Origin of the sequence: Bradyrhizobium arachidis (assembly GCF_015291705.1) — a bacterium.
In the GTDB taxonomy this organism is placed as follows: domain Bacteria; phylum Pseudomonadota; class Alphaproteobacteria; order Rhizobiales; family Xanthobacteraceae; genus Bradyrhizobium; species Bradyrhizobium arachidis.
Genome location: NZ_CP030050.1, coordinates 3,852,810 through 3,879,681, shown reverse-complemented (window position 1 = coordinate 3,879,681; position 26,872 = coordinate 3,852,810). Strand labels below are relative to the sequence as shown.

Here is a 26,872-nt window from a genome sequence, read left to right as displayed (position 1 = left end):
AGCAAGGAGCGAGCATGAACCTTGCTGACGTCCCGACCAGGCTGCTAGCGGCAAGCCTGCTGATGCTAGCAGCCACTGGGGCCGCGCGGGCCCAGTCTGCTCCGTCGGCACCTGTCGTCGGCGTCGTCGAAGCGACGCAGCGGCCGATCACCGAGACCGCCGAGTTTCTCGGCCGGATCGAGGCGGTCAATCGGGTCAACATTGCCGCCCGCGTCACCGCCTTCCTGGAGCAGCGGCTGTTCACCGAAGGGGCCGAGATCAAGAAGGGCGATGAGCTCTATCGCCTGGAGCGCGGGCCGTTCGAGGCTGACGTAGCGTCCAAGCAGGCGCAGGTCGCACAGCTCGAGGCAACGCTGGAGAATGCCAGGCTGACGACGGAGCGCGCACGCACCCTGCTGGGCGGGCCGGCCGGTCAGCAATCGACCTACGACGCAGCGATCGCGAACCAGCGCAGCCTGGAGGCCCAGGTCAAGGCTGCGCAGGCACAGGTCGAGGCTTCCCAGATCAACCTCGACTACACCGTGATCAGCGCGCCGATCGACGGCAAGATCGGACGCACGGCCGTGACGGAAGGCAACATCGTCAGTCCGAACTCGGGCGTGCTCACCACGATCGTCAGCCAGGATCCCATGTATGTCACCTTTCCGGTGCCGCTGCGTCAGGGCCTGGAGCTGCGCGAACGATACGGCCCGCAAGGCGGCCTCGAAGCGGTCACCATCAGGCTGCGGCTGCCCGACGGGCGCATGTACGGGCAATCGGGCAAGCTCAATTTCGTCGACAACAGCATCGCGCAAAACACCGATACGATCACCGTGCGCGGAGAGATCGCCAATCCGATCCTGCGCGCTCCATCAGCCGCAGGCGTGACGGTTCACGAGCTCACCGACGGCGAATTCGTCACCGTCGTGCTCGAAGGCGTCCAGCCGGTCGAGGTGCTGGCGATCCCACGCTCGGCTGTGCTGTCCGACCAGCGCGGCGATTACGTTCTCGTGGTCGGCGCCGACAACAAGGCCGAGCAGCGCCGCATCCAGCTCGGACAGTCGACGCCGACCATCGCTTCCGTTATCAACGGGCTTGCAGCCGGCGAGAAGGTGATCGCCGAGGGCCTGCAGCGGGTCCGTCCGGGTCAGGCCGTCGCTCCCGAGCCGGCGAGCGCGCTGATCCTGTCGAGCATGAAGGCTCCGGCGAGCGGCGCGGCTTCGCCGGGCGATCATGGCGCGTCCGCTCCGACGCGCCCCGGCAGCCGCCCATGATTTCGAGCGTCTTCATCGACCGCCCCCGGCTTTCGATGGTGATCGCCTTCGTCATCACCATCGCCGGCGCGCTGGCGCTCACGCAGATTCCGGTGGCGCAGTTTCCGGACATCGTGCCGCCGCAGGTCACCGTCGCCGCAACGTTCCCCGGCGCCTCCGCCGAGGTCGTGGAGAGCAGCGTCGCACAGCCGCTGGAAGCGCAGGTGATCGGCGTCGACCGCGCGCTCTACATGAAATCGACCAGCGGAAATGACGGCAGCTACACGCTCACGGTGTCCTTCGCGCTCGGCACCAATCCCGACATCAACACCGTCAACGTCAACAACCGCGTGCAGAGCGCCCAGTCGCAATTGCCGACGGAAGTGCAGCAGCAGGGCGTGACGGTGCAGAAGCGATCTTCGTCGATCCTGCAGTTCCTCGTGCTCTACAGCGCGAACGGCCAGCAGGACCCGCTCTTCATCACCAACTACGCCATCATCAACGTGCTCGACGCGATTGCGAGCACGCCCGGCGTCGGCCAGGCGAACCTGTTCGCCAAGATGAATTACTCGATGCGGATCTGGTTCGACACGCAGCGGCTGACCAGTCTCAACCTGACCCCGTCGGACGTGATCGCTGCGATCCGCGCGCAGAGCGTCCAGGCTCCCGTCGGCCGCATCGGCGCGCGGCCGATCAGCGACGACCAGCAATTCCAGTTCAACGTCCAGACCCAGGGCCGGCTGGCGACCGTCGACCAGTTCGCGAGCATCGTGCTGCGCGCCAATCCGGATGGATCCTCGCTGCTGGTGCGTGACGTTGCCCGGGTCGAGATGGGCGCGCAGAATCTCGACAGCGAAGCGCGGATCGACGGGCGCGCAGCCGTTCCGATCGCGATCTACCTCGCGCCGGGCGCCAACGCCGTCACCACGGCGCGCGCGGTCGCCGACACGATGCAGCGGCTGTCGACCCGGTTCCCTCCGGGCCTCAGCTATCTCGTGCAATACGACTCCACGACCTTCGTGCGGGATACCATCGCCGAGGTGCTGCGCACCCTGGGCGAAGCGTTCGTCCTCGTGGTGGTCGTGGTCTATCTGTTTCTCGGAAGCCTTCGCGCCACGGCGATTCCGGCCGTCGCCGTGCCGGTCAGCCTCATCGGCACCTTCGCCGTCCTGCTCGTGTTCGGCTATTCGGCCAATACTGTGTCCCTGCTCGCGATGGTGCTCGCCATCGGCATCGTAGTCGATGACGCCATCGTCGTAGTGGAAAATGTCGAGCGCGTCATGGCGGAAGAGCCTCAGCTGTCCCCGGCCGAAGCCAGCAAGAAGGCCATGAGCCAGATCACCGCGCCGATCATCGCGATCACGCTGGTGCTGCTCTCGGTGTTCGTGCCGATCGCATTCATTCCCGGCATCTCGGGCACGCTGTTCCGCCAATTCGCGGTGACGATCAGCGCCGCCATGATGATCTCGGCATTGAATGCGTTGACGCTGTCCCCGGCGCTCTGCGCGCTGCTGTTGCGGCACAGCGGTCCGCGCCGCGGCGTCATGGGCCGCGTGCTCGGCGGAATCGACTGGGTGCGCGACCGCTACAGCGGTGCCGTTGGCCGGCTGGTGCGCATGGCCGCCCTGTCGCTGCTGCTGGTGGCGGTCTTCGCTGGCGGGATCTTCGGCCTGTCGCTCGTGACCCCGACGGGGTTCCTGCCTGAGGAGGATCAGGGTGCCTTCTTCACCTCCGTACAGCTGCCGGACGGCGCCTCGGTGGCACGGACCAGCGAGGTCACACGGCAGGTCGAGGCCATCCTAAAACAGATGCCGGCGGTCGACCACGTCCTCGCGGTGATCGGGTTTTCCCTGCTCGACGGCGCCTCCGAGCCGAACAGCGCGCTGGTGGTGGCGCGGCTGAAGCCGTTCGCGGATCGCAACACGGCGGCGGATTCCGCACAGGCGCTCATCGCCAAGATGTTTGCAGCCGGAGCACAGATCCGGCAGGCCAACGTCCTGCCGTTCAACCTGCCGCCGATCATCGGGCTCTCCACCGGCGGCGGATTCGAATATCAGTTGCAAGCGCTGGAGGGACAGAGTCCGGCCGCGATCTCCAGCGTCACCAATGCGCTGATCGGCGCGGCCAATGCCGATCCCCGGCTCACACGTGTGTTCTCCACGTTCACCGCGACCAATCCATCACTCTATCTCGACATCGACCGCCGCAAGGCGCAGGCGCTGGGCGTCACGATCAGCGACATCTTCACCGCGCTCCAGGCCACGCTCGGCGGAATCTACGTGAACAACTTCAACCTGTTCGGCAGGACCTGGCAGGTCAACCTGCAAGGCGAGGCGTTCGACCGGGCTGACATCTCCGACATCTGGCGGATCTATGTGCGCAACAGCACGGGCCAGATGGTCCCGTTGAGATCGCTGGCCGGGCTCAAGATCGTGACGGGCCCGCAAGTCATCACCCGCTACAACAACTATCGCTCGGTGACCGTCAACGGCAGCCCCGCGCCGAACATCTCCTCGGGCACCGCGATCGCCGCGATGGCGCAGATCTCGGACAACGTGCTGCCGTCCGGCTACAGCTTCGCGTGGACCGGCACCGCCTATCAGGAGCAGCAGGCCGCCGGCCAGACCGGCATCGTGCTGATGCTCGCAGTGCTGTTCGCCTATCTGTTCCTGGTCGCGCTCTATGAGAGCACGGTGATCCCGATTCCCGTGCTGCTCTCGGTCGTCGTCGGCGTGCTCGGCTCCTATCTCGGCATCAAGCTCGCGGGCCTCAATCTCGACCTCTATGGCCAGATCGGCCTCGTGGTCCTGATCGCCCTCGCGGCCAAGAATGGCATCCTGATCGTCGAATTCGCCAAGGAGCAGCGCGAGGCTGGCGTCGCGCTTCACGAAGCCGCCATCCAGGGCGCTCATATGCGCTTTCGCGCCGTCATGATGACGTCGGCCGCCTTCATCCTTGGCCTGTTGCCGCTCGTGATCGCGACCGGCGCCGCCGCGCTCAGCCGGCGCGCCGTGGGCACGGCCGTGTTCGCCGGCATGCTGGCCGCAAGCACAGTCGGGATCTTCCTGGTGCCGATGCTATACGTGGTCTTTCAGCGCATGCGCGAACGCGCAAAGGCGGCACTCAAGCGCACGCCGCGACGACACGATCGCGACAGCAGAGCGACGACCGAGCCGCCGGACCTCGCGTCTGGCGGCTCTGAGTAGACTATCGCGGCCATGTCCTTCGACCCGCCCATGACCGTCCGGCGTGTCAACTCTTCGGGGTGAACAGGCCGCCGGCGGCTTTCATCGCCGATTCGCCCACGGTCCTCGCCTGGTCGGTCAAAGCCCGCATCTGGTCCTGGAAGAAATCGGCCTGGAGCTTGAGTGCGTCCTGCATGTCCTTGGCCTGGATCAGCTTATCGCCGAGGTCGAAGGTGGCGGTGACGTTGCGCTGCATGAAGCTGGAAAATTCCTTGGCCTGGTTCGCGATCGGCAGCGGGGAAGCGGCAAGTCCCTTCTCCAGCATCTCGAAATACTCCGCATTGGCCTTGCGCAGACGGCCGAGCGCTTCGGCCAAAGCCGTGCGGATACCTTCGACGGACGAATTGATTTCTGCCATGACGTCTCTCCCTTCGAGGAGTTGGGGGTTAAGCGGCTAGTCCTCCGAACCAGGCTCCGAAATAACCGGCATAGAGCGCCGGCCGTTCGAGGTTCATCGAATGGCCGATGCCGGGGACGACCACCAGGCGGCAGTCCGGCATCGCTTCGGCCATGGCGCGCAGATCAGCCGGCGCAATCCAGCCGTCCCACTCGCCCCACAAGACGAGGTGCGGATGCCGGATCTCCGGCATGCGCCGCTCCAGCTCGCGGCTCTCCTTCTCGCGCGTCAGGTTGACCGGCGTTCCGATCCAGACCCCCTCCGAGACGCCGAAGGTCTGCTCGATGATCCGGTCGAACAGCGCCTGGATCTCGCCGAGCCCCTCGCGAAAGCGCGGGACCATGTTCGGTGCCATGCTCTCCGGAACAAACAGCGACGAGGCGGCGGTCGCCATCACGGACCGCGTCAGCTCCTTGCTCGCCATCATCGCCCTGAACAACCCGATCTGCTCGGCATTGAAGGCCATGCCGAGCGGCGTCACCGGATCGAGCGCGAAGACGCGGCCGAAGCGCTGCGGCTGCATCAACAGCATCCGCGCGGCAATGATGCCGCCGGTCGAATGGGTCGCAAGGTGGCAGTATCCGACGTCGAGCGCGTCGAGCGCCGCCAGCATATCCTTGGCATGCTGTTGCATGGAGTAGTTGGCGTAATCCGCAGTCGGCTTCGGCCGGTCGCTGTCGCCGCAACCACGCCAGTCGATTGCGATGACGCGCAAGCCGGTTGGAAACAAGGGCGCGGCGAGCTCGATCCAGTCCTTGCTGGCGAGATTGCCGTGGATGAAGACAACCGTGACGTCGCCTCGCCCCCACTCCCGCCAGCCAAGCTGCACCTCGCCCGCCTGCACTCTCGGCATCGACAGGTCCTACTTGTTGAGGCCGGCCGTCGGCGCCGCGCCGGGCGGCGTCGGCGCCACCGGCAAGGCCGACACCACCGCGCCCTTGATCATGCGGTCGGTGCCTTGCGGCGACGAGGTATCGACCGTTCCCTTGGTCACGAAGTCCACCACATCGGCGGAATATTCCACGGGGTTGTCGGTGTGGATGAAGTGTCCGGTCTCCGGATAGATCTTGAGCATCGGCCGATTACCGGCATTCGTCATTCGCGTCATGAACGGCGTGATGACGTCGCGGCCGAGGTCGGTCAGCCCGTTGAACGCAGGTGTCGGAATGAACGGCTCCTTGTCACCGAACGCGAGGAAGATCGGCGCCTTGATCTGGGTGACCCGCTCATAGAGGTTCTTCGGGTCATCCTGCTGCAGCTCCGCGCCTATCGTGTAGATGTCGAAGATGAAGACGTTGCACCACTGCTCGAGCTCCTTGGGGTTGCCCTTGGTGAGCCCGACGCGCTGCTCGGTGTGAAGGCGGGCATATTCGCTGTCGCTGAAGAAGTAGCCGCTCTTCGCCGCCGACACCACGCCGGTGGCGGGGTCACGCTTCTTGAAATAGAAGAAGTCGCGGATGTTCTGCTCGTCGCGCGCCTTTTCCGCGGCGAGAATGCCGGTCTGGTCCCAGACCTGCTTCCACTTGTCGAAGTCGCGGCCGAGGCCGTCCTGGAACAGCGGCGCCTTCTTGTCCTTGGCGATGGTGATCTCGCGCGGATATTCCTCGAGGCCTGACGGCGCTTCCAGAGCGAGGGCCTGCACCGCATCCGGCCAGGTCAGGGCGTAGCCCACGACGAACTGACCGCCGAGCGAGTGACCGAGATAATAGGCCTTCTTGACGCCGAGCTGGTTGACGACGAGGTCGTAGATCACCTCGCGCATGTCCTGCATGGTGCGCGCCGGGCTCTTGTCGAGATTACCGGGCCCCGACATACCATAATGCGGCAGGTCAGGCACGATCACGCGCAGGCCGCTGCGCAGCGCGTATTGCATGATGTTGCCGTAGTGACCGCCGAACGCACCCTTGCCGTGGATGATGACGAGCACCTTCGGATCCTTGTCGGTGCCGGCATACTCGTCCATGTAGCCGATCTCCCAGGCGTTGCCGCTCTTGTCCTTGGCGTTGGCGAACTTGACCGGATAGGGATACGTCACATACGCCTTCCAGAACGACTTCTTGGGATCGATGTTCTGCGCGACGTCGGGCACGCGGTAATTCTTGTCGACGAATTTCTGGGCGCGGTCGAGCGCCGCCACGTCATCCATAAAGGCGACGAACTTCGGATCGTTCTTGCGCTGGTTGATGATCGGGAAGACGCCGTAATGCGCGACCGGGCTCTCCTGCGCGATCAGGTCCGCACCGGGCACGCGATCGACCGCCTTCTGCGCCAGCTTGAAGTTGAGCCAGAGATCGTTGGTGATGTGCATCACCAGCGTGCGGGCCTGGATGCGGCCGAGATACGGGTTGATGTTGTGCGTCTCGCCGACCCGGTTGCGCCAGACGAGGTCGACTGCGTCATAGAGCTTGGCGCGGTTGGTGACGTTCAAGCCGGCCTTCTCGTTCGGCGGATCCCAATAGAAGATCTCCGGCTGCACCGCTGGCCAGTTCTGGGTCGTGCGGAAAGCAAAGTCGTAACCGGTCATGCCGAGGATCGACCAGCCGAATGCAACGCCCGGGACCGGATGCTTTTCCTTGGGCAGCTTGTAGTAATCGCCGTTGGTGGACTGCCAGACGGGATCGGACTCGATCGCCGCCGTCATCATCTGGAACGTCCAGTTGCCGACGGGGTCCTCGCCATCCGACTGCGTGGTACCGCCGATCGGCATCAGGGCGTTGATGTATTCCGGATGCATCACGCCCCAGACGTAAGTCTGCGTGCCGCCCATGGAGACGCCGGTGACCAGCGCGACGCGCGCGACCTTCAGCTCGTCGCGCAGCAGACGGTAATTCGCCTGCACCATGTCGTAGTAGCTGTACTGCGGAAACTTGATGCCGAGTCCGTCCGACGGCTTGCTGGCGCCCCAGGTGCCGAGCGGATCGACCATGATGACGTAATAGCGATCGGTGTCGATCGGCCGGCCCGGCCCGATGATCGGCACGCCGCCCGACAATGCGGCGCCCTTGACCCACTGCTCGTACATGTCGGTGGAATCGCCGGAATAGTAGGAGTTGATCACAACAGCATTGGTGATTTCGCCGGCCGCGTTGCGCCGGGCGTTGCCGATGGCGATGTAGGCGGTGCGCAGCTTGCCGGCGCCGAGCGACTCCAGCGTGACGCCGCCTTCGCCGCCGTTCTCCCATTTCGAGGGATCCGACAGGTCATACTTGCCGCCAAGGCGAAAGTTGGCGATCTCGTAAGTTTTCTTCAAACCGTCATGCTGCACCTGCGACGAACGCCGCGTGAAGGGTTGTGCGACTGCGAGCGCCGTGCCGACCAGCAGCAGGACCAGGCTGACCAAGCAGCGCCTGACGATATCTCTCGCGATCATGACGGAATCCTCCCTCGCGCATTTTGGCGAGACGCTAGGCAGGACAGCCGGGCGAGCTTTGATCTAACTCAATGGAATGTGCTTGCCGACGTTGAGGATCGCACAATCGAAACCGCCGCCGGCCAGTGCAATGCCCTTCCTCAGTCATGGCTCATACCGGGTACGCTATGAGCTGGACGGGCCGGCGGATGCTCCAGCCTTTGTGCTCGTGAACGGGCTTACGCAATATGCCGAACTCTGGTCGGCCTATCGCGAGGCGTTGCTGGCGCGTGGCTTTCGCGTTGCGACCTTCGACCTGCTCGGCCAGGGCGCTTCCGACAAGCCGACGCTCTTCATCAGTCAGGACGACCAGGTCACGGCGCTACGCCTGCTGATCGACGAACTCGGCGACGGCCCGGTCTTCCTGAGCGGCATCAGTTTCGGCGGCCTGATCGCGCTCCGCTATGCCATCGCGCATGGCGCGCGGCTGTCCGGGCTCGTGCCGATGAGCTGCTTCGCCGAACTTACGCCGCAGCTTCTGCTGCTCGGCAATGCCTTGCGGACCGGGCTGATCCTCGGCGGCACAAGTTACCTCCAGGACCTCTTGCTGCCGATGAACCTGTCGGACCAATGGCTGGAGCCGCTGCTGGACAAGCTCGACGGCGTCAAGCGTCAGGGCTGGCTCGTCAACGACGTCTATGCGCTCCAGAACCTCATGGAATCCTTCCTCGACTTCCAGCCGCTGACGCCGCGCCTGTCAGCGATCACGGTTCCAACCATGATCCTCAACGGTGAGTTCGATTTCTTGACGCCGCGCAGCCTGCACGAGACGTTGCGCGTCGAGATTCCCAACAGCTCACTGGTGATCGTGCCGAAGGCCTATCACGCCTTCACGCTGGAGAAAGGCGCGCTGACCGCCGATCTGCTCGCGCGCTTTGCCGAGGACGTGCTGGCCGGGCGCTGGCAAGGCAATCAAGCGGTCTGGATCGCGCCGGACGAGCCCGGCGGCGAGCTCACGCCGTTTCCCGCCGGCTACGACCATCTGCGCGCCATCCCGGTCAAGCGAGCGCTGCCATGAGCGGCTTCCTTGGTCCTCTCGATTTCGACAGCCGCATTCCACGGCGGCAGCAGACGCGGGTCGCAACATTCCTGATCTCGGCGCATGGCGCCCTCGCCCGGCAATTCGCCTTCACCCTGCCCATGAGGCTCGATGCCGCCTGGCAGACCGAACTGAACGCGCAGTTCTATCGTGAGAGCGAGATCGTCTCGCTGCTGATGCGCGCCACCTCGTGGATTCCCGATCTTGCCCTGGGATACATGGCCGCATCCTGGGAGACCGCCTGGTTGCCGGCGCCCATCGACGGGATCGCAGATCCTCGCCTCGCCCAGGCGGTTCACCTCGCAACGCTTGCCCATGCCGTTCACGCCGGCATCCGACCGGCTGCGCTGCTCCCGGTCGAGGCCAATGCGCAGGATCCCTTTGTCATGGCTCTGCGCCGTATCGAGTTCGAGAGCAGCCGGCTGTTGCAGGCGCAGATCCTGTTCCTTAAGGGCGAAGACCTTGCGCCATATCGGGACGCCGTGAGCGCGGCGCTCGAGCAGCGCCACGACAGCGTTCGCAAGCTTTGGCGCGAGACGCTCGCGAGCATCGGCGTGGACGCACCCGGAACGGAATGACCGGGAGCCTTGATGCAGATCAAAGGAGGGCAACCGGCCGGCGCCAACATCGCACCGTCGCCATTCTGCGCATCGCCGGCCGACCGGGAGTTTCAATCATGAAGGCCGTCTCCGTCGAAGAAGCCGTTGCGATGATCCCGGCAGGCGCCAGCGTCATGGTTGGCGGCTTCATGGGCGTAGGAACTCCGGAGCGCCTGCTCGACGAGATCGTGCGGCAGAAGAAGACCGGGCTGACGCTGATTTGCAACGACGCAGCCACGCCCGGCAAGGGCGTCGGCAAGCTGTTCGATGCGGCGCTGGTCTCCCGCTTGACCGCCACACATATCGGTCTCAATCCGAAAGCCCAGCAGCAGATGCTGGCGAACCAGATCGCGGTCGATCTCATTCCGCAGGGCACCTTCGTCGAGCGCATTCGTGCAGGCGGATGCGGTCTCGGCGGCGTGCTCACGCCGACCGGCGTCGGCACGCTGGTTGCGGAAGGCAAGCGCCAGATCGAGGTCGATGGCAAACCCTTCCTGCTCGAGACCGCGCTGCGGGCGCAATTCGCGCTGGTGCACGCCTTCCTCGCCGACTATCTCGGCAACCTCGCCTACGCGCTGACGTCGCGCAACTTCAACCCAATCATGGCGATGGCCGCCGATACCGTCATCGTCACGACGGAGAACATCGTGCCGGTCGGCGTCATCGCGCCCGATCACGTCATGACACCGGCGCCGCTCGTCGACTATCTCATCACCAACGGGTGAGCCATGGATCCGCAGATCATCATCGCCCGGCGCGTCGCCCAGGAGCTCCGCAGCGGCAACCTCGTCAATCTCGGCATCGGCATCCCGACGCTGGTGGCCAATTACGTGCCGTCCGACCTCAAGGTCTTTTTCCAGTCGGAGAACGGCCTGATCGGCACCGGGCCGATCCCCGAGCAAGGCATGGCCCATCCCCTGCTCACGGACGCCGGCGGGCGGCCGATCAGCGCGCTGCCGGGCGCCGCCACCTTCGACAGCGCAATGTCGTTCGGACTGATCCGCGGCGGCCACGTCGATATCACCGTGCTCGGCGGCCTCCAGGTCGATGCGCACGGCCTTCTCGCCAACTGGATGATCCCCGGCAAGATGGTGCCGGGCATGGGCGGCGCCATGGACCTCGTCAGCGGCGCCAAGCGCGTCATCGTCGCCATGCAGCACGCCGCCAAGGGCAAGTCGAAGATCGTGGCGAAATGCTCGCTGCCGCTGACTTCGGCGCGGCCTGTCAACCTGGTCGTGACAGACATGGCCGTGATCGGCTTCCCCGACGGCAAGGCAACGCTCCTGGAAACCGCGCCCGGCGTCAGCGTCGGCGAGGTCCTGGCGCTGACGGAGGCGGAATTGACCATTCCCGATCACGTTCCGGAAATGAAGCTCTGAGCAGGCTGACCATGCGGATCTTCACGGACTTCGACGAGATCAAGTCAGCCGTGGGCACCGAGATCGGAGCCAGCGACTGGATCGAGATCACCCAAGAGCGCATCAACCAGTTCGCCGAGGCGACCTGCGACGAGCAATGGATCCATGTCGACCAGGAGCGCGCGAGCAAGGAGATGCCCGGCGGCAAGACCATCGCTCACGGCCTGCTCTCGCTCGCTCTGGCGCCGTTGTTCATCCGCTCGGTGCTCGGCCTGAAGGGCCTGCGCAACACGCTGAACTACGGCGCCGACCGGATCAGATATCTCGCGCCGGTGCCGGCGGGCTCGAAACTGCGCGGCCGCGTCACGGTCGCCGAAGCCGAGGACGTGCCGCCCGACGGACTGCGCGTCAACTATCACCTCGTGATCGAGATCGAGGGCGGCAAGAAGCCCGCCTGCATCGCCGAGCTGATCGCCCTGCACTACCGCTGAAACAAAAGTTCGAAAACAACCCCATGCACAGTAGCCATGGGTTGATTCCACGATGCATTTTTCTGATTTGGCGAAAAGTCGTTGACCCGTCGGGCAAAACAGTGGCAATATGCCATCATCAGCCCGAGTGACCAGACGGCCAATCCGGCGTGACAACGCGCGGCGCGATCAATCGATGATGTGGTAGCCGCCATCGATGTAGAGCACGCCGCCGGTGATCAGCTTGGCGCCGTCGAGCGCGAGGAAGGCGGTGGCGTTGCCGACATCGTCGATGCTGACGAGGCTACGCGACGGCGCCTTGGATTGCGCCTTGTCCATCAGCTCGTCGAATTCAGGAATGCCTGAGGCCGCGCGGGTCGCAAGCGGTCCCGGCGAGATCGCGTGGACGCGGATGCCCTTCGGACCCAGTTCGGCGGCAGCATAGCGAACCGAGGCTTCGAGCGCGGCCTTGGCGACGCCCATGATGTTGTAGTTCTCCACCACCATCTGGCTGCCGTAATAGGTCATGGTGAACAACGTGCCGCCATCCTTCATTAGCGGCTCGGCGAGATGCGCCATGCGCAGGAACGACCAGCAGGAGACGTCCATGGTCTTGAGGAAGCCGTCGCGGCCGACATCGACGACGCGGCCGTGCAAGGCCTCCTTGGGCGAGAAGGCGATGGAATGAAGCAGGAAATCGAGCTGGCCCCACTCGGACTTGATGCGCTCGAACACCGCCTCGGTCTGGCCCTCGACCATGACATCGAGCGGCATGAAGATCGGTGCTTCCAGTGCCTGCGCCAGCGGCTCGATATGCTTTTTGGCGCGGTCGTTCAGATAGGTGACGGCGAGATCGGCGCCGAGTGCCCGGAACGCCCTGGCGCAGCCCCAGGCGATCGACTGGTCGTTGGCGATGCCGACGACGAGGCCCTTCTTCCCCTTCAGGGCGACCTTGCTGTCCGGAAATACTGGGATCATGACACCCTCTCATGCCTGGGATTTTGCGAGTGGCCGTTCATCAGCAGCGCCAGCGTGTGCTGCGCGATCATCAGCTCCTCGTCGGTCGGCACCACGTAGACCGGGATGCGACTTGTCGCCGTCGAGATCAGCCGCGCATGGCGTGCGTTCTCGGCCGCATCGAGCGTCACGCCGAGCCAGCCGAGCTGCTCCGCCACGCGGGCGCGGATGCTGCTCGAGTTCTCGCCGATGCCGGCGGTGAAGACAAAGGCGTCAAGGCCCTGGAGCGCGGCGGCGAGCATGCCGGCGTTGAGGCCGATGCGATAGACGAAATAGTCCACCGCCAGCCTCGCCTGCGGATCGGGACTTGCTTCCAGCTCGCGCATGTCATTGCTGACACCGGAGAGACCTTTCAGGCCGCAATCGCGGTAGAGGAAATCCTGCACCTTCGATGCCGACATCCCCTTCTCGGAGATCAAATATAGCACCACGCCGGGATCGAGCTGGCCGGGGCGCGTGCCCATCGGCAGCCCGTCGAGCGCGGTGAATCCCATGGTGCTCTCGACGCTCTGTCCGCCCTTCATCGCGCACATCGATGCGCCGCTGCCGAGATGTGCGACGATCACCCGGCGCTTTGCGATATCAGGTGCGATCTGCGGCAGGGTCCGGGAGATATATTCATAGGACAGCCCGTGGAAGCCGTAGCGCCGCACGCCCTCAGCGTGGAGCTGATGCGGGATGGCGTAGTGATCAGCCAGCGGCCCGTGCGTGCGGTGAAACGCGGTGTCGAAGCAAGCGACCTGCGGCACCTCAGGGAAATTGGCGAGGATCGAGCGGATCGGTGCCAGATTATGCGGCTGATGCAGCGGCGCCAGCGCGACGAAGCGCTCCAGCCGCGACACCACGCCATGATCGACCAGGACCGGCCGCTCATAGTCAGGCCCGCCATGGACGACGCGATGCCCGACCGCCAGCGGATGGATGCGAACCTCGTTCCGCAGCCATTCGCCCGCAATGTCCATCGCCGCCGGAACGTCCGCGACGGCCTCGATCGGATAGGCGCGGTCGGCCATGGGATCGCCGCCCGCCCCACTCGCCCGCAGCCGCGGGCGGCTGCCGATGCCATCCACCTGCCCTTTGATCAGCCGGCGCAGCGTGCCTTCGCCCTCGGCCGCGAAGACCTGGAACTTGACGCTCGACGAGCCCGCATTGACGACGAGGATGCTGTCCATGGCGGTCACGCCGGTACTGTCGGCGCCTTCTGGCGCCTTGCATGAGCATAGAGCGCGGCGACCGCGCAGGACGCCATCCGGGCCCGCGGAGTATCGGCGCGCGAGGTCAGAACAACAGGCACGCGCGCGCCGAGCACGATGCCGGCGCCATCGGCCTTGGCGAAATAAGCGAGATTCTTGGCGAGCATATTGCCCGCTTCGAGGTCGGGCACGACCAGGATCTGCGCGCGGCCGGCGACCTCGGACTTGATGCCCTTGATGCGCGCGGATTCGACGTCAATGGCGTTGTCGAAGGCCAGCGGCCCATCGAGCAGGCCGCCGGTGATCTGCCCGCGGTCCGCCATCTTGCAGAGCGCGGCCGCCTCGATCGTGGACGGGATTTTCGACGTGACCGTCTCGACCGCGGACAGGATGGCGACGCGCGGCGATTTGCCGAAATTCGCCTGGGTGTACAGATCGATCGCGTTCTGGATGATGTCGCGCTTGGCGTCGAGATCGGGGAAGATGTTGATCGCGGCGTCGGTGACGAAGATGGTTTCGGCATAGGCCGGCACATCCATGACGAAGACATGGCTGATGCGCCGGTCGGTCCGCAGCCCCCCGACCTTCGCCGTCACGGCCCGCATCAGCTCGTCGGTGTGCAGACTGCCTTTCATCAGCAGCTCGGCCCGCGCGGCATGGATCAATTCGACGCCCTTGGCTGCGGCATCGTCGCTGTGCGCGGCATCGACGACCTCATAGCCGGAAATGTCCAATCCGAATTTCGCGGCCGTATCCCTGATCTTCTGCTCCGGCCCGACCAGCAGGGGCCGGATGATGCCGGCCACAGCGCTGTCAACGGCGCCCCGCAACGATGTCTCGTCGCAGGGATGCACGACGACGGTCGGCGCCGGCGGGATCGCCTTGGCAGCGGCGATCAGGCGATCGTACTTGCTGGGAGACTGCGTGGCCGTCGCATCTGGTGACATGATGTTGCTCCCGGTCCCTGCAATTTTCGCTACGACGCCTTCGCCTTTGGATCGAAAGGCGCAACATTCGACGCCGTTTCGGAAGGCCCGCCGATGTCGAGGCCGAACAAGCCGGCAACTTGCCACAGCCGTTTGGCCCGCTCGCCGGTGACGTCCTCGCTCGCGGACAGCACCTTCTCGACCGCCTCGAAAGCGCCGCGGCGAAGATTGACGTCGTCGGGCAGCATCTTCGGGATGGCGGCCAGCGCCGCGTCGCGATCGAGCAGCAGCATGAAGAACTGCTCCCGTACCAGCATCTTGAACTCGGGCAGGGTCATGCGCGCGCCGGCATGATCGCGGCGGACCCGGCGCAACGCCTCGATGCTGCGTTCATCGACCATCCCGCGCGCCGAGCCAACATAGAGCAAGGCGCGCAGCGCCGCTTCGCGTAGACCGCCCTCGCCGATCCGCGATTTCAGTTCAGCGATGCGCCTCTCGAGCATGGCGCGGTGTTCGGCGGTCATCTCACGCCGCTGGGATGGCACGGAGGTGGGATCGATCCCGACCGCCGCCTGGAGCGCCGGCGAACCATAGACGTTGAGGAAGATCGCTTCGCTCAGCGCCTCCTGCGAGTCGCGCCAGCTGTCCAGGGCGTGGACGATCTGCTTCGACATCTGCTCCTGGAACGCCAGGAACGGATTGTCCTTCGCAACCGGCTTGCGCTCCTCCTCGGCCTTCTCGGCCAATGATTTCACGGTCGCCATAAGGGGATTCCGGCTGCTGAACAGCTCGTATTGCAGCCGCAGCGGATGCATGTTGTGAGCCCACGCGGCCACTTTGGGCGTCACCATGCCCTTGATCCAGGGCTGGAGGAATTTCTGATAGGCCTTGAGATTGATCTCCGAGACGCGCTTGGCGGTGGCAAAGCGCCGCTCGTCCTCGGGGGAATTGCCGCCCATCGCGCGGATGTCGTCGAGCGTCCGCGCCTCGCAGCGCATCACCCACTGGCCGACGACCAGTTCCGAGCTCGCGGTCTCCTTGCCCTTCGCTTCAAAAGTGGCCTCATAGAGCCCGGGCGGAAGAACGTCGATCAGATCGATATTGCCGGAGAACTCCGCGTGCTCCTTCTTGGCGATGCCGCCAGACACGAAGATGCCGAGATGACCGATGCTCTCGTGCACGGTGTAGACGATGGTCTGGCCATAGGCCCTGATCTCGTCGACATCGGCGTAGCAATCCAGGATCCAGTCCAGCGCCTGCTGCGGCGGTGTGATGTTGTCGCCCTTGGAGCAGAACACCACGATCGGCGACCTGATGCTGCGCAGGTCGACCTTCTGGCCGTCGGACATCACGATGTTGCCGGCGGCGAGATTGTTGCCGACGAACAGCTCATCGACGATGAACTGGATTTCCTCGGCGTTGAGGTTGACATGGCCGCCCCACCAGCGCTCGAATTCGAGATAGCGGTCCGCCTCGGTGTCGACCTTGGAATAGACGTTGTATTGCTTGGTCCACAGCGTGTTCGACGGGTTCTGGTTCTCGAAATTCTGCACCAGCCAGGCGCCGTCGAACCTGCCGGCGCCGAGATCGCTGGTGAGCGCGGTGAGCCAGCTCCCGCCGAGCAGGCCGCCGGAATAGCGCATCGGATATTTGCCGTGCACGCCGGCCCAATAGGCAAGCGGTGCGCCGGCGATGATCAGCGGACCGAACAGCTCGGGGCGCAGCGAGGCCAGGATCATGAGGGCCCATCCGGCCTGGCAATTGCCGATCACGCAGGGCTTGCCGTCGGCGTTGGGATGGCGCTCGATGACCTCTTCGATGAAGATGGCTTCGGCACGCGCGATGCGCTCGATGGTCTGTCCGGGCATCGGATCCGGCAGGAACCCGATGAAATAGCAGGGATGGCCTGCCTTCATGGCAACGCCGATCTCGCTGTCGGCCTTGAAGCCGCCGATGCCGGGGCCGTGGCCCGCGCGCGGATCGATCACGACGAACGGCCGCCGGTTCATGTCGATCTCGACATTGTCGGGCGGAATGATGCGCACCAGCGCGTAGTTGACGGGATCGTCCAGCTTGCGCCCGTCCATGATCAATTCGGCGGAATATTGCAGAACATGCGGCGCGGTCTGCGCGACATGTTCCCTGTATTGGTCGCCGCGCCGGCGCATGATATCCAGGAACAGGACACTGCGCTGGCCCGCGTCGATCATATATTCGACCGCCGAGGCGACGAGGCCCGACATCGGACCGCCCGGAATTTGCACCTTATCGATGGACATGTTTCGCCCTCTCCGTCGCGTTCGACCATTGACGGCGGCGGGTCAGGACGAACGTTGATCTAGGTCAAGATGACCTGCACGCTTGAAAGGCTCTTGTCCTGTAACGGGCTTACGAGGCGCGATTTGCTTGACGCGCCAATAGCTGCCAGGCGACATCGGCATGTCACAAATCGCTGATTACAGCGCGCAAGCCGCGCTGAAGGACGGCACCCCAGTCGAAATTCGCGCGCTTCGGCCGAGCGACGAGGCGGACATGCTCGCCGCGATCGAGCGCACCGGGCCGAGCTCGCTGCAGAGCCGGTTCTTCGTCATGAAGCGACACTTCTCGGAGAAGGAGCGCGCCTTCTTCATGGACGTCGATTTCAGCAATCACGTCGCGCTGGCTGCCTGGGCCCTGGAACAGGGTCGACCCGCGATCGTCGGCGGCGGCCGATATGTGGTCACAAATCCCGGCGAGGCGGAGATGGCCTTCGTCGTGGTGGATGCCTGGCAAGGCCGCGGGATCGGTTCCCTGCTGCTGAGGCATCTCATCGACATCGCGCGGGAACAGGAGATCCGCGAGCTCACGGCCGAGGTTCTGGCCGACAACGCGTCGATGCGGCGGGTGTTCGCGAAGTCCGATTTCAGGCCTGCGCGAAGCGAGGATCCGAGGACGGTGCGCCTGACTCTCGATCTTGGTTCCGCGCGGCCCGCTTGAACCTCACTTCAGGGTGATCGTGATCTCACTGATATTGGCGGCGAGCTCGAGTCCCGCCTTCGGGCCTTGCAGCACGATGGTCACGCCCTTCTCGTTGCGGAGGTGAACACCGTTGACGCCGCCGACCAGCGCAAAGCCGCCGCCGACGGAGCTGTAGGTGCCGGCGAAGTCACTGACATCGCGGATCCCTGAGGCCCAGCCGTCGAAACGGCCGACCGTCGCGCCGGCCGTGATGCCGAAGCTCAGACCGCTGATCCTGAACGGATAGGTCTTGCCGCGATAGGTCAGCACGCCGCTGCCGGCGCCGCCGCCGACCAGCAGGCCCGCCTTGACGAACTTGACCCTGACGTGACCGGATACTTGCGCAAAGGACGGTGTCGGCGCGGCGAGCCCGAGCGCCAGCAGCAGTAGCGCGATCAGGCGGAACATCCGCGTCCGCCGTTCAAGGTTTTGGGGCATCGACCTTCTTCCAGGTCTGGTCGGGATTGAACTGCGTGGTGCGCTCGGCGAGGAACTCGGTGCGCGTGCCGAGATCCTTCTGATAGACGACACCGTCGTGATTGACGAGGAAGGTCATGACGCCGGAATTGCCGTATTCCGCCGGCCAGGCGATCAGGCCGAAGCCTCCGATCATCTTGCCCTTGACGACATAGTTGAGCGCGCCACCGCGCGCATCCGGGCCCTGCCCCTTGAGGATGTGGAAGTAGTAGCCGTGATAGGGCGCGGGGCCGACATCGCCGGCGCGATAGCCTTCCTTCGACGCCTCCGCCGCCAGCGCGCCGAGCGGGCTCGGATCGCTGTCGTCGCGCCAGAACAGGCCGTCCTTCTTGCCGGGCGAAGAGACGATGCGCTGCGCGTAGACGCCGGCGCCCTCGCCGCGGTCCTTGTCGGCATAATCGTTCTGCGCGTCGACATAGGCCAGCATGGTCTGGATCGCATCGAGCTCGTTGCGGCCGATGCGGCGGCGGAGCACCTCGATCCGGCCCTCGTCGGTGTTGAACGCCCAACCGTTCTTGGTGTTGACCAGCGGGATCGGGAACGGGAAGTCGTCCGGCCCGAGCATCAGCGTCGCGGTCTTGTTGCCCTCCGCCTTGATGTCGTGCTTGGCGTCGTACATCGAGGTGAAGCGCGCCCGGATGTCGTTGTCCGCGACCTCGTCGCCGGAGGAGACGATGTCCTCGGCATCCCTGCCGAGCACTTTCAGAATGTCTTTCGGGCCGCTCTTGACCGCGGCGGCAAGCGCAGCCGCGGCGTCTTCCGGTGTCTTGTAGGATTCCTGCGCGAGCGATGCCGATCCGAACAGCGCGAGCGCGACGAGGCCGGGCAGCACCGCGCGACGGAACGATTTCAGACCGGTCATGGCGTCACCTCCGCAGGAATCTTCGCGCCGCCGGCGAGCCAGTCGCGGTAGGTGCGGAATGTCAGCCCGAGCTTTTCGTAGTGGACGCGCAGATAGCCGTCGCTGCCGCGGGTCACGGCAGCGGGCATCACCTGCTCGACCTCCTGCGCCATCACGCCGACATAGGCCTTGTCGCTGCCGATATAGCTGAAGCGATAGTAGCCGAGGCCGTTCGAGAGATGCCCGAGCAGAACGATGTCCTGCTTGAGCGCGATGTCGGAGCGCCGGCCTCCGCCGCCACCGCCGCGGCCGCCGCCTCCAAAGCCGCCTCCGCCGCCGCCGCGCATCGCCATGCCGCCACCGCCGCCGCCACGACCGGCGAAGCTCGCTCCGCCCCCGCCACCGCGCGGCATGCTCGCCATGCTGGCGCGTCCACGCGCGGATGCTGCGGCCGCTGACCGGCCGGAGGAGACATTCATCGCGCCGCCGCGATTGCCGCCGCCACGGTTGGCAGCAGTGGGACGATTGCCTCCTCCGCCACGGTTCGCAGCCTTGGCGCGGTCGCCGCCGCCCTTGTTCGCGCCCTTGGCCCGATCACCTGCACCGGCCCGATCACCCCCACCCGGCCGGTCTCGCGTCCCTGCACTCGGACGATCGCCGCGGTTGCCGGCGCGATCACCGGCTCCGCCGCGGTCTCCTGCACGGTCTCCGGCGCGATCGCCCGCACGGTCTCCCGCGCGGTCCCCTGCACCTTGGTTCGGACGCAGCACCTGGTTGCCGTCACGGCCGCGGAAATCCATCCGATCCGACGCGCCGGCCTTGATGTTGGTGTTGCCGAAGCGCTGCTGAACGTTGACGTTGTTGTAGCGCACACCGCCGCGATGCGCCGGATTGTGCTGCCAGCCGTTGGCGATGTTGGTGGTGCGATGATTGACGTAGACGTTGCGGTTGCCCCAGTTGCAGCCGCCGCCCCAGTAATTGCCCCAGCGCCCGATCGCCCAGGCGGTGCCGAAGGCGAGACCGGCCGCGACCACGCCCGCGCCGATATAGGACGGATAGCCCCAATAATAAGGCGGGTATTCCGCATAGGGCCAGCTGCCATACACCGTCGCCGGATCGTAATACGGCACATACATCTCCGCGGGATTGGCCTGCTGGATCACGACGACCTGCTTGCCTTCCTGCGACTGGACGCTGACCTTCTGCTGCTTGGTGGTGGTGAGCTTCTTGTTGTCATAGGCCTTGTTGCGCAGGCGCTGGATCGCATCCATCACATCGGGCTGCTGCGCGAGGAAGGCATCGCCGAGCTTCTTGGTCCAGTCGAGTTGGTCGCTCATCATGGCGAGGACATCGGCGGTGCTTGCAAGCGCCTTGATGCTGTCGTCCCAGCCCTGCTTCTCGACCTCGGTCTTGAGCGCATCGCCCTTCAGGCTCTTGCGCTCCTTCAGCCAGCGATCGGCCTGCACCACTTCGAGCGGATAGGTCGAGGCGGCCAGCACGTTGGCGAGCAGCTCGTCGGGATAGAGCGCGATCGGTGCGACCAGAGCCTCCAACTGCTCGGGCTTCAGCAGCTCGGCCGACGGCGCCGGCGGCGTTGCAGGCTGTGCCTGCGTAGCGGGTGCTGCCGGCGCGCTCGGCGCCGCCGGTGTGGTGGCCTGCGCCATCGCAGCGGCGGGCATCGCCACCACCACGAGCGCAAGCGCCATCAGGATCTTGCCGCAACGAACCATTGCAATCCTCCCAAGACTTCCGACCGCGACCATCGGGCCGAGCGATGGACATTTATTGATCGAGATCAACGAAACGGCGCGCGTGCGCCGTTGCGGCGGCGCGTCATTCGATCAGCTCGGCATCCAGCAGCAGCCGGTTCGGAACGGTCAGCCCGAGGGCATGGGTGGTCTTCATGTTGATGACGAGCTCGAACCTGGTGGCGAACTGCACCGGCAATGTGCGGATCTCCGCGCCGCGCAGGACGCGGTCGACATAACCTGCCCCATCGCGAAACTGCTGGGTGAGATCAGCGCCGTAGGACATCAGCCCGCCGTTCACCGCGTAGAAGCGGACGGCGAAGATCGCGGGCACGCGGCGCTGCGCCAAGAGAGCAATCGCCATCTGGCTCTGCGGTCCGAAGAAGCCGCCGTCCGGCAGCACGACGAGGCCGCCGCCGCTGCGCGCCGCAGCCTCGATCACGGCTGCGATCTCAGGCCCGCTGCGAACGCTGGCGCCGGTGACCTGAAGGCCGAGACGGCTTTCCATTTGATGCGCAGCCTGAAGATAGAACGGCGCGTAAGGAGAGGAGTCCGGATTGAACAGCAGCGCGGCGCTGGTCATGCCGGGTGCCATGTCCTTGAGCAGGCTCAGCCACTTCCCGCTCATCGAATGCTCATAGAGCGAAAAGCCGGTGAGATTGTCCGTCGGCCGCGCCAGGTTGACGACGAGGCCTGTCCCGACGGGATCGGACAGGCCGACGAAGATGATCGGAATGTTCTGCGTGGCGTCGCGCAGCGCGCGCGTCGTTCCGGTGCTGGTCGACAGCAGCACGTCCGGCGCGCCGGCGATCAGCTCGCGCGCCTCCACCTGCTGCCGTGCCGGGCTCGGGCCCGGCCAGCGCACCTCGAGCCGGTAGTTCTGGTTGGCGATCCAGCCGCGGTCGGCAAGGCCCTGCTGAAAGGCATCGACCCGCATCTGCGCGCCGGTATCGCCCGGGACATTGCCGGTCAGGACAGCGACGGACGGCAGCCGGTCCTGCGCCCTCGCCAGCACCGGAAACGCAGCCGCCGCGCCGATCAGCGACATGAACTCACGGCGTCTCATCGCCTCCCACCACCCCGATCCCTGCCCGCCCCCGCCCCGGTCATGGCGCAGCGGCGAAAGGAAACGGCCTCGCCAGGCCCCAAGGCTTGATCGAGATCAAGATACCGGCCGTCAGTCGAGCAGCGGCAGGCGGATCGTGAACTGCGCGCCGCCCCATGGCTGGTTCTCGACGCGGATCGTGCCGTGATGGGCCTCGACGATGGTCTTGACGATCGCAAGCCCCATCCCCATGCCTTCCGGCTTGGTCGTGAAGAACGGGTTGAAGACACTGCCGAGATCGGCGGACGCGATCCCCGGACCGGTATCGGCAACCCTGATCTCGGCGTAGCTGCCGGCGCGCACCGTCGTCACGCGGACCTCGCGCTTCTTCATGCCGGCATCGGACATCGCATCCATCGCATTGATGATCAGGTTGAGAACGACCTGCTGGAGCTGCACCGGGTCGCCCCTGACGTGCAAAAGCGTCAGAGCAGGCGTGTAGGTCAGCACGATCCGGCGTCCATCGGCGACGGCCGTCACCAGGCCGATCGCCTCGCGCACCGTGTCGTTGAGTTCGATCTCGCCGACCTCGAACGGCGTCTTCCTCAGCACCCTGCGCAGCCTGCGGATCACCTCGCTCGCCCGCTGATCGTCGCGCCTGATGTCGGCGAGGATCTGCCGGATCTCGTCCATGTCTGGCGACGGGTTCTTGAGCATGAGCTCCGCCGTCTCGGCATTGGTCAGGATCGAGCCGAGCGGCTGGTTCAATTCGTGGGCAATCGACGTCGTCAGCTCGCCGACGGCTGAATAGCGGTTGGCGTGCGCGAGCTCGGCGAGGCGCTGGCGCGATTCCACTTCGGCGAACCGGCGGCGGCGACGCTCGTGCAGAAGGCCGCTGATCAGACCCGCCTGGACCAGGAAGACGGCCGTGATCAGCAACATCTGCCAACGATAGCGCTCCCAGATGTTCGGCTCGCGAAACAGGATCTCGCTGCCGGGAGGCAGACGGCTCTCGCTGATGCCCCAGCGCTGCAATTCCCGCCAATCATATCGCGGCGGCGCAAAGCCGATCGGCTCGTATTTGACGTTTCCGGGTTTCTCGCCGCCGAGAATCCGGATCGCGGCGCTCACGGTTCTGGAGCTCGTTTCCGCGACCGAATGCATCGGTCCCCCGACGGTGCTGCCGCCGAAGAATGGGTCCTGGTAGGAAAAGATCGGCGCATTCGTGACGGCATGCAGGCTGCGCAGGGCGATGTCGCTCTCGTGGACGATCCCGGCCGCGTCGACCGACATCAGCCCCCAGAACAGCGCGGTGTGCGGCGGCAGCTTCGCTGCGCGCTTCAGGATCTCCTCGAACGGCAGGTCCGAATACCAGACGAGCTCGACCCGCTCGCCCAGGGGTTTCAGCTCCCGCTTCACCTCCTCGACCCAGAACTTCTCGAGCGGCGAGGCGCCGATCACGATCGCGATCGTCCTGGTGTCCGGCAAGAGCTGCAGGATGTTGTCGAATGCGGCCATGAAATCGTTGCGGACCGCGATGACGACGTCGTTGTCGGTGAGATCGGCGCGATTCACCAGCCGCTGCTCGACCGTGGACAGAATAAGCGGCGTGTCGGGAAACAGCCGCGCGCGGTATCGCTGCGCGAACCGGGCGGCAGGCGCGCCGATGCTCAAGACGATGTCGGGCATTGCCCCCTGGTAGAGCGAATGCAGATACTCGACGAAGGGCGCCTCTGGACCGGGATTGTTGAAGCGCGCCGTGAGCAGCGCGTGCTCCTGGATGTCGAGCGGCCACGGCGATTGCTGCTCGAGCTCGGCCTTGATGCTGCGCGCGAACTCGCTCCACGGCCGGAATTCGCGGCCGAAGGAATGCAGCAGCAGCACGCGCTTGAGCTCGCCGCGCAGGCTCCGCTCGGCCGCAGCGGCCGGCGCGAGCGACATGCACGCGGCAACGAGCAGGGCAAGACAAAGGAGCGCAGCCGCTGCGTGCCGTGGCCTGACCGCGTCAGTGGACATGCGCCCGCTCATGCTCCAATCCCCGCAGCGCCCGAACGGCTGCTTGCCGGGCAATCCTAGCGGCAATTGCGGGACACGGACAGGGCACCGGCGCAAGCGGTCGCCCCCATCCACGCCCTTGTGACGAACGTCGTCGCTATTTCGTCGTGCAGCGGTGATAGCGAATTTCGATGTCATCCATGCCCGGGAACAGCCGAATGAGGCTGTTGGCATCCAACTCCCTGAGACTGAACTGGACGTTCGACAGCATGATATCGGTCGCGCATGCCGCGACCATGTTGACGTATGGCCCGTTGTCCTTCCTGGCCTTGATCCGGCAGCGCGCAAATTTGCCGACGATCTGGTCGCCGTTGATGATGAATCCCCCGCCATAGACATCCGACATGTCGGTGAATCCGATCTGGGTGCCGTTACGCGCGAACACCTTTGTGCAATTGTCGGCATCGCTGACCCATGCGCCGTTGAGGTCGAGTGCATCGGCGCGGCCTGACGTCTCAAGCAGCGAAGCCAGCAGGATTGCACCGAACGCAATCATTTTGCGCAAGTTCATTTCGAGATTCCCTCCCGCGAGCTCAATGCCCACTCAACACCAGCGTCTGGATCGGCAGCAGCAAGGCCTGGATGCGCAGCAGCAGCGCGTGGACGAGGCCGGTGGCGTCGACGACGTGGAGCGCGAACTTCCGGCCGCTCGGCGTGTCCTTGGCGGAGATTTCCTCGTGATTGCTGGTATAGGCATTGACGATGCAGCTCGAGCCGGGCGTGACGCCCTCCAGCCCGCCCTTATAGAGCGGCTCCAGGAATACGAGGATCGTACCAGGCTTCACCGCGTTCTGGGCCTCGAGCAGTTGCTGTCCGCCCTGGAACTGACCGGCGGCGATGTAGTCCTGCACCGTTGTGATCACCATCGGGATGATAACCCACGGCTTGGAGATGCAGGTCGCCTCCGCGACCATACCCGGCTTCATCACCTGGGCCTCAATCTGACCGAAGCCGGCCTGCAGGATGTTTCTACCGGCACCATCCGGAATGAGCACCCCTGCCGGGCGCAACAGCTGATTGACGACATCACCGGTGCGCAGCAGGAATTGCTCGACCCGCCCGTCAACGCCAGCGCGAATGATCGTCTGATCCAGAAGCACCTCCGCCTCAGCCAGCGCGGCCTCGGCGCTGGCCTTCTCGGCGGGCAACAGCGTCGAGACGCGCAAGACCGCCGATTCCTTGACTGCATTTGCGGCGTCCACGCCGGATTGCCGCTGGTCTACGAGCACCTGCAGCTTGTCGATGTCCCGCTGCGGCACGATGCCGGGATTGCGACGCTGCAGCTCGCTCTTGACGTCCAGCTCATCCTTGGCCTGCTGCAGGTTGGCTTTGGCTTCGCCGATCTGCGCCTCGGCCTTCACGACGTCGGCCTTCGCTGACACTGTCGATGCATCGACCTCGGCAATCTTTCGCTTGGCGGTCTCGACGGCCGCCTGCTGCTTGGCACCGTCCAACTTGAACAGCACGTCTCCCTTCTTCACCGCTTGGGTGAAGCCGACGTTCACCTCAGCCACGCGGCCGGCGACGCCGACCGGCATGACCGGCACGGTACGGAAATAAAGCGTCGCGCTCGATGTGGAGGGATGGAAATAGAAGATCATGGTGATCAGCGACACCGTCAGCATCAGGCATCCCGTGATGCCCCAGCGCAGCTCGTACCAGACCGAGAAGAAGGTGATCTCCTTGCCGAAGCGCTTGCCCTGGACGTAACGGCGGTAGAGGTAATCCGGCAGGATCGTCACCAGGGAGCAGATCATGAGCTCAAGCATGGCTGCGCTCCTTCCTGGCGACGTCCGGCTTGTCCGCCGGAGCAGGCGCAGGACCGGCCTCCATCAGCGCTTCGTCCTGGCCCGGCGTCGCGTCGGCGATCTTCTCGACGGAATCGGCGATGCTGCGCAGCGGCGTTCCGAAATCGGGGATATCGATCAGCGCAAGCAAGAGGCCTGCAACCCAGAAGATATGCATGTGCGTGAACAGCGAGATCAGGCCGAGCACCGCCACCAATTCGAACTGCAATTTCTGCGACTTGTGCGCCATTCGCTCCGGCAGGCTGTGCAGCTTCCAATAGAGCGTGCCGACCCAGAGTACGGTGCCGATCAGGAATACGCCCATCACCACCATCAGGGTGTCGGTCCCGCTCCCCGGCGCGAGATAGAACGGTAGATGGTGCGGGGCCATCGGATGAAGCTGGTCGCTCAAGCGTCTCTCCCAGTCGGCGAACGTGCACTTGCGGCACTGTGTTCAGGCAGCTTCCCAATTTGCTTGATTTGAATCAAGGGAATGCCGGCTACCGGACCTAGCGTCCGCGACATGCCGATTGCACACCGAAAGGGAGCCGCAGCCATGCCCGGCCTCGACGATCTCATTCCAAACGCCACGCAAATCCGCAAGGAAGCCGCTCTCAAGGAAGCCCAGAAGGCGGAAGAATATGTCCGCCTCGCCGCCGCAGCGGAGGCCGAGAAGCTTGCCCTGATCGAGCGCCTGAGCAAGCCGTCCGGCAAGACCGAGGAGGAGAAAATCAAGCTCGCCTCGACCATCATCCAGCGTGCGGTGCGAAACGGTCTCTCCGAGGTCATGGTGTACCGCTTCCCCAATACGCTCTGCACCGACAAGGGGCGCGCCATCAATCAGATGGAAAAAGGTTGGGAGAACACGCTGACCGGCATCCCCAAGGAGATCTTCCAGCTCTGGACCGACTATCTGAAGCCGCGCGGCTATCGCATCGCCTATCAGATCATCGATTTTCCGGGCGGCATGCCCGGCGACATCGGCGTGACGATTTCATGGGGCGACGAGTAGCGCTCGCAACAGCGAAAGGACAGGC

General features: G+C 64.9%; 24 protein-coding genes. 9 read left to right on the top strand and 15 right to left on the bottom strand.

The window, feature by feature from the left end; genetic code table 11:
- The first annotated feature begins 14 nt into the window (after positions 1 to 14).
- Both WN72_RS17875 and WN72_RS17870 read left to right on the top strand, forming a co-directional pair.
- Entirely contained in the window at positions 15 to 1,253 is a 1,239-nt protein-coding gene (locus tag WN72_RS17875; protein WP_092217471.1) for an efflux RND transporter periplasmic adaptor subunit, read from the top strand.
- On the top strand, positions 1,250 to 4,438 hold the full coding sequence (locus WN72_RS17870) for an efflux RND transporter permease subunit (RefSeq protein WP_092217472.1): 3,189 nt from the start codon (positions 1,250 to 1,252) through the stop codon (positions 4,436 to 4,438). The genes WN72_RS17875 and WN72_RS17870 overlap by 4 nt, the downstream gene beginning before the upstream one ends.
- Before the next feature lie 46 nt (positions 4,439 to 4,484).
- Here WN72_RS17870 and WN72_RS17865 read toward each other — a convergent pair whose 3' ends face one another.
- The 3 genes from WN72_RS17865 to WN72_RS17855 are packed head-to-tail and all read right to left on the bottom strand — an operon-like array spanning position 4,485 to position 8,244.
- On the bottom strand, positions 4,485 to 4,835 hold the full coding sequence (locus WN72_RS17865; RefSeq protein WP_027559058.1) for a phasin: 351 nt from the start codon (positions 4,833 to 4,835) through the stop codon (positions 4,485 to 4,487).
- Between the two features lie 28 nt (positions 4,836 to 4,863).
- Entirely contained in the window at positions 4,864 to 5,727 is an 864-nt protein-coding gene (locus tag WN72_RS17860; RefSeq protein ID WP_092217473.1) for an alpha/beta fold hydrolase, read from the bottom strand.
- Positions 5,728 to 5,736: 9 nt separating this feature from the next.
- Positions 5,737 to 8,244 carry an alpha/beta hydrolase gene (locus WN72_RS17855; RefSeq protein ID WP_092217474.1) on the bottom strand — a complete coding sequence of 836 codons (2,508 nt, stop codon included), beginning with the start codon at positions 8,242 to 8,244 and terminating at the stop codon, positions 5,737 to 5,739.
- Between the two features lie 130 nt (positions 8,245 to 8,374).
- Between WN72_RS17855 and WN72_RS17850 the strand changes: the two genes are divergently transcribed.
- The 5 genes from WN72_RS17850 (at position 8,375) to WN72_RS17830 (ending at position 11,770) form a co-directional block, all read left to right on the top strand.
- Positions 8,375 to 9,301: an alpha/beta fold hydrolase gene (locus WN72_RS17850; protein WP_092217475.1), complete on the top strand. Its 927-nt coding sequence runs from the start codon at positions 8,375 to 8,377 to the stop codon at positions 9,299 to 9,301.
- Complete coding sequence (locus WN72_RS17845; RefSeq protein ID WP_092217476.1) at positions 9,298 to 9,900, top strand: hypothetical protein; 603 nt, start codon at positions 9,298 to 9,300, stop codon at positions 9,898 to 9,900. Before WN72_RS17850 ends, WN72_RS17845 begins: the two co-directional genes overlap by 4 nt.
- A 98-nt stretch (positions 9,901 to 9,998) precedes the next feature.
- Positions 9,999 to 10,646, top strand: coding sequence for a CoA transferase subunit A (locus WN72_RS17840; RefSeq protein ID WP_027559053.1), 648 nt, complete (start codon positions 9,999 to 10,001; stop codon positions 10,644 to 10,646).
- 3 nt (positions 10,647 to 10,649) lie between these two features.
- Positions 10,650 to 11,300 (top strand): 3-oxoacid CoA-transferase subunit B, encoded by a 651-nt coding sequence (locus WN72_RS17835; protein WP_092217477.1) that lies wholly within the window; start codon positions 10,650 to 10,652, stop codon positions 11,298 to 11,300.
- Positions 11,301 to 11,311: 11 nt separating this feature from the next.
- Positions 11,312 to 11,770: a MaoC family dehydratase gene (locus WN72_RS17830; protein ID WP_092217478.1), complete on the top strand. Its 459-nt coding sequence runs from the start codon at positions 11,312 to 11,314 to the stop codon at positions 11,768 to 11,770.
- 168 nt (positions 11,771 to 11,938) lie between these two features.
- Here the strand turns inward: WN72_RS17830 and fabI are convergent, their stop codons facing one another.
- Genes fabI through WN72_RS17810 form a run of 4 tightly spaced genes read right to left on the bottom strand, consistent with a single transcriptional unit; the run spans position 11,939 to position 17,164 of the window.
- Positions 11,939 to 12,727 carry an enoyl-ACP reductase FabI gene (fabI, locus tag WN72_RS17825; RefSeq protein WP_092217479.1) on the bottom strand — a complete coding sequence of 263 codons (789 nt, stop codon included), beginning with the start codon at positions 12,725 to 12,727 and terminating at the stop codon, positions 11,939 to 11,941.
- Positions 12,724 to 13,938, bottom strand: coding sequence for an acetate/propionate family kinase (locus tag WN72_RS17820; protein WP_092217495.1), 1,215 nt, complete (start codon positions 13,936 to 13,938; stop codon positions 12,724 to 12,726). The genes fabI and WN72_RS17820 overlap by 4 nt, the downstream gene beginning before the upstream one ends.
- Before the next feature lie 5 nt (positions 13,939 to 13,943).
- The gene (locus WN72_RS17815; protein ID WP_027559048.1) at positions 13,944 to 14,906 is read right to left on the bottom strand and encodes a phosphate acetyltransferase; all 963 of its coding nucleotides are present in this window, start codon (positions 14,904 to 14,906) and stop codon (positions 13,944 to 13,946) included.
- A gap of 29 nt (positions 14,907 to 14,935) precedes the next feature.
- Positions 14,936 to 17,164, bottom strand: a complete 2,229-nt coding sequence (locus WN72_RS17810) for a DUF3141 domain-containing protein (protein WP_027559047.1) — start codon at positions 17,162 to 17,164, stop codon at positions 14,936 to 14,938.
- Positions 17,165 to 17,417: 253 nt separating this feature from the next.
- Here WN72_RS17810 and WN72_RS17805 point away from each other — a divergent pair, with 253 nt between their 5' ends.
- Positions 17,418 to 17,861 (top strand): GNAT family N-acetyltransferase, encoded by a 444-nt coding sequence (locus WN72_RS17805; protein WP_347341969.1) that lies wholly within the window; start codon positions 17,418 to 17,420, stop codon positions 17,859 to 17,861.
- A gap of 3 nt (positions 17,862 to 17,864) precedes the next feature.
- On the opposite strand, the gene WN72_RS17800 is transcribed toward WN72_RS17805, so the two are convergent.
- The 8 genes from WN72_RS17800 to WN72_RS17765 all read right to left on the bottom strand — a co-directional run bounded on the left by WN72_RS17800 (position 17,865) and on the right by WN72_RS17765 (position 26,226).
- Positions 17,865 to 18,320: a hypothetical protein gene (locus WN72_RS17800; protein ID WP_027559045.1), complete on the bottom strand. Its 456-nt coding sequence runs from the start codon at positions 18,318 to 18,320 to the stop codon at positions 17,865 to 17,867.
- Entirely contained in the window at positions 18,304 to 19,221 is a 918-nt protein-coding gene (locus WN72_RS17795; protein WP_027559044.1) for a DUF2950 domain-containing protein, read from the bottom strand. The genes WN72_RS17800 and WN72_RS17795 overlap by 17 nt, the downstream gene beginning before the upstream one ends.
- A complete protein-coding gene (locus WN72_RS17790; RefSeq protein WP_092217480.1) occupies positions 19,218 to 20,930 on the bottom strand; it encodes a DUF3300 domain-containing protein in 1,713 nt (570 codons plus the stop codon). The genes WN72_RS17795 and WN72_RS17790 overlap by 4 nt, the downstream gene beginning before the upstream one ends.
- A 103-nt stretch (positions 20,931 to 21,033) precedes the next feature.
- A complete protein-coding gene (locus tag WN72_RS17785) occupies positions 21,034 to 22,014 on the bottom strand; it encodes an ABC transporter substrate-binding protein (RefSeq protein WP_027559042.1) in 981 nt (326 codons plus the stop codon).
- 111 nt (positions 22,015 to 22,125) lie between these two features.
- Positions 22,126 to 24,009, bottom strand: coding sequence for a sensor histidine kinase (locus WN72_RS17780; RefSeq protein WP_231164320.1), 1,884 nt, complete (start codon positions 24,007 to 24,009; stop codon positions 22,126 to 22,128).
- 136 nt (positions 24,010 to 24,145) lie between these two features.
- Complete coding sequence (locus tag WN72_RS17775; RefSeq protein ID WP_027559040.1) at positions 24,146 to 24,559, bottom strand: hypothetical protein; 414 nt, start codon at positions 24,557 to 24,559, stop codon at positions 24,146 to 24,148.
- Positions 24,560 to 24,581: 22 nt separating this feature from the next.
- On the bottom strand, positions 24,582 to 25,817 hold the full coding sequence (locus tag WN72_RS17770; RefSeq protein WP_027559039.1) for an HlyD family secretion protein: 1,236 nt from the start codon (positions 25,815 to 25,817) through the stop codon (positions 24,582 to 24,584).
- Complete coding sequence (locus WN72_RS17765) at positions 25,810 to 26,226, bottom strand: hypothetical protein (protein ID WP_035729965.1); 417 nt, start codon at positions 26,224 to 26,226, stop codon at positions 25,810 to 25,812. Before WN72_RS17765 ends, WN72_RS17770 begins: the two co-directional genes overlap by 8 nt.
- Before the next feature lie 165 nt (positions 26,227 to 26,391).
- Between WN72_RS17765 and WN72_RS17760 the strand changes: the two genes are divergently transcribed.
- Positions 26,392 to 26,847: a hypothetical protein gene (locus WN72_RS17760; RefSeq protein WP_092217481.1), complete on the top strand. Its 456-nt coding sequence runs from the start codon at positions 26,392 to 26,394 to the stop codon at positions 26,845 to 26,847.
- The last annotated feature ends 25 nt before the right edge of the window (positions 26,848 to 26,872 follow it).

Bases quoted from the DNA above. Each gene is read 5' to 3' on its own strand.
- WN72_RS17830 (WP_092217478.1), top strand. From the start codon at position 11,312: ATGCGGATCTTCACGGACTTCGACGAGATCAAGTCAGCCGTGGGCACC.
- WN72_RS17835 (WP_092217477.1), top strand. From the start codon at position 10,650: ATGGATCCGCAGATCATCATCGCCCGGCGCGTCGCCCAGGAGCTCCGC.
- WN72_RS17845 (WP_092217476.1), top strand. From the start codon at position 9,298: ATGAGCGGCTTCCTTGGTCCTCTCGATTTCGACAGCCGCATTCCACGG.
- WN72_RS17785 (WP_027559042.1), bottom strand. From the start codon at position 22,014: ATGAGACGCCGTGAGTTCATGTCGCTGATCGGCGCGGCGGCTGCGTTT.
- WN72_RS17815 (WP_027559048.1), bottom strand. From the start codon at position 14,906: ATGTCACCAGATGCGACGGCCACGCAGTCTCCCAGCAAGTACGATCGC.
- WN72_RS17840 (WP_027559053.1), top strand. From the start codon at position 9,999: ATGAAGGCCGTCTCCGTCGAAGAAGCCGTTGCGATGATCCCGGCAGGC.
- WN72_RS17805 (WP_347341969.1), top strand. From the start codon at position 17,418: ATGCTCGCCGCGATCGAGCGCACCGGGCCGAGCTCGCTGCAGAGCCGG.
- WN72_RS17760 (WP_092217481.1), top strand. From the start codon at position 26,392: ATGCCCGGCCTCGACGATCTCATTCCAAACGCCACGCAAATCCGCAAG.
- WN72_RS17775 (WP_027559040.1), bottom strand. From the start codon at position 24,559: ATGAACTTGCGCAAAATGATTGCGTTCGGTGCAATCCTGCTGGCTTCG.
- WN72_RS17790 (WP_092217480.1), bottom strand. From the start codon at position 20,930: ATGGTTCGTTGCGGCAAGATCCTGATGGCGCTTGCGCTCGTGGTGGTG.
- WN72_RS17875 (WP_092217471.1), top strand. From the start codon at position 15: ATGAACCTTGCTGACGTCCCGACCAGGCTGCTAGCGGCAAGCCTGCTG.
- WN72_RS17860 (WP_092217473.1), bottom strand. From the start codon at position 5,727: ATGCCGAGAGTGCAGGCGGGCGAGGTGCAGCTTGGCTGGCGGGAGTGG.
- WN72_RS17800 (WP_027559045.1), bottom strand. From the start codon at position 18,320: ATGCCCCAAAACCTTGAACGGCGGACGCGGATGTTCCGCCTGATCGCG.
- WN72_RS17870 (WP_092217472.1), top strand. From the start codon at position 1,250: ATGATTTCGAGCGTCTTCATCGACCGCCCCCGGCTTTCGATGGTGATC.
- WN72_RS17765 (WP_035729965.1), bottom strand. From the start codon at position 26,226: ATGGCCCCGCACCATCTACCGTTCTATCTCGCGCCGGGGAGCGGGACC.
- WN72_RS17770 (WP_027559039.1), bottom strand. From the start codon at position 25,817: ATGCTTGAGCTCATGATCTGCTCCCTGGTGACGATCCTGCCGGATTAC.
- fabI (WP_092217479.1), bottom strand. From the start codon at position 12,727: ATGATCCCAGTATTTCCGGACAGCAAGGTCGCCCTGAAGGGGAAGAAG.
- WN72_RS17810 (WP_027559047.1), bottom strand. From the start codon at position 17,164: ATGTCCATCGATAAGGTGCAAATTCCGGGCGGTCCGATGTCGGGCCTC.
- WN72_RS17795 (WP_027559044.1), bottom strand. From the start codon at position 19,221: ATGACCGGTCTGAAATCGTTCCGTCGCGCGGTGCTGCCCGGCCTCGTC.
- WN72_RS17865 (WP_027559058.1), bottom strand. From the start codon at position 4,835: ATGGCAGAAATCAATTCGTCCGTCGAAGGTATCCGCACGGCTTTGGCC.
- WN72_RS17850 (WP_092217475.1), top strand. From the start codon at position 8,375: ATGCCCTTCCTCAGTCATGGCTCATACCGGGTACGCTATGAGCTGGAC.
- WN72_RS17855 (WP_092217474.1), bottom strand. From the start codon at position 8,244: ATGATCGCGAGAGATATCGTCAGGCGCTGCTTGGTCAGCCTGGTCCTG.
- WN72_RS17780 (WP_231164320.1), bottom strand. From the start codon at position 24,009: ATGTCCACTGACGCGGTCAGGCCACGGCACGCAGCGGCTGCGCTCCTT.
- WN72_RS17820 (WP_092217495.1), bottom strand. From the start codon at position 13,938: ATGGACAGCATCCTCGTCGTCAATGCGGGCTCGTCGAGCGTCAAGTTC.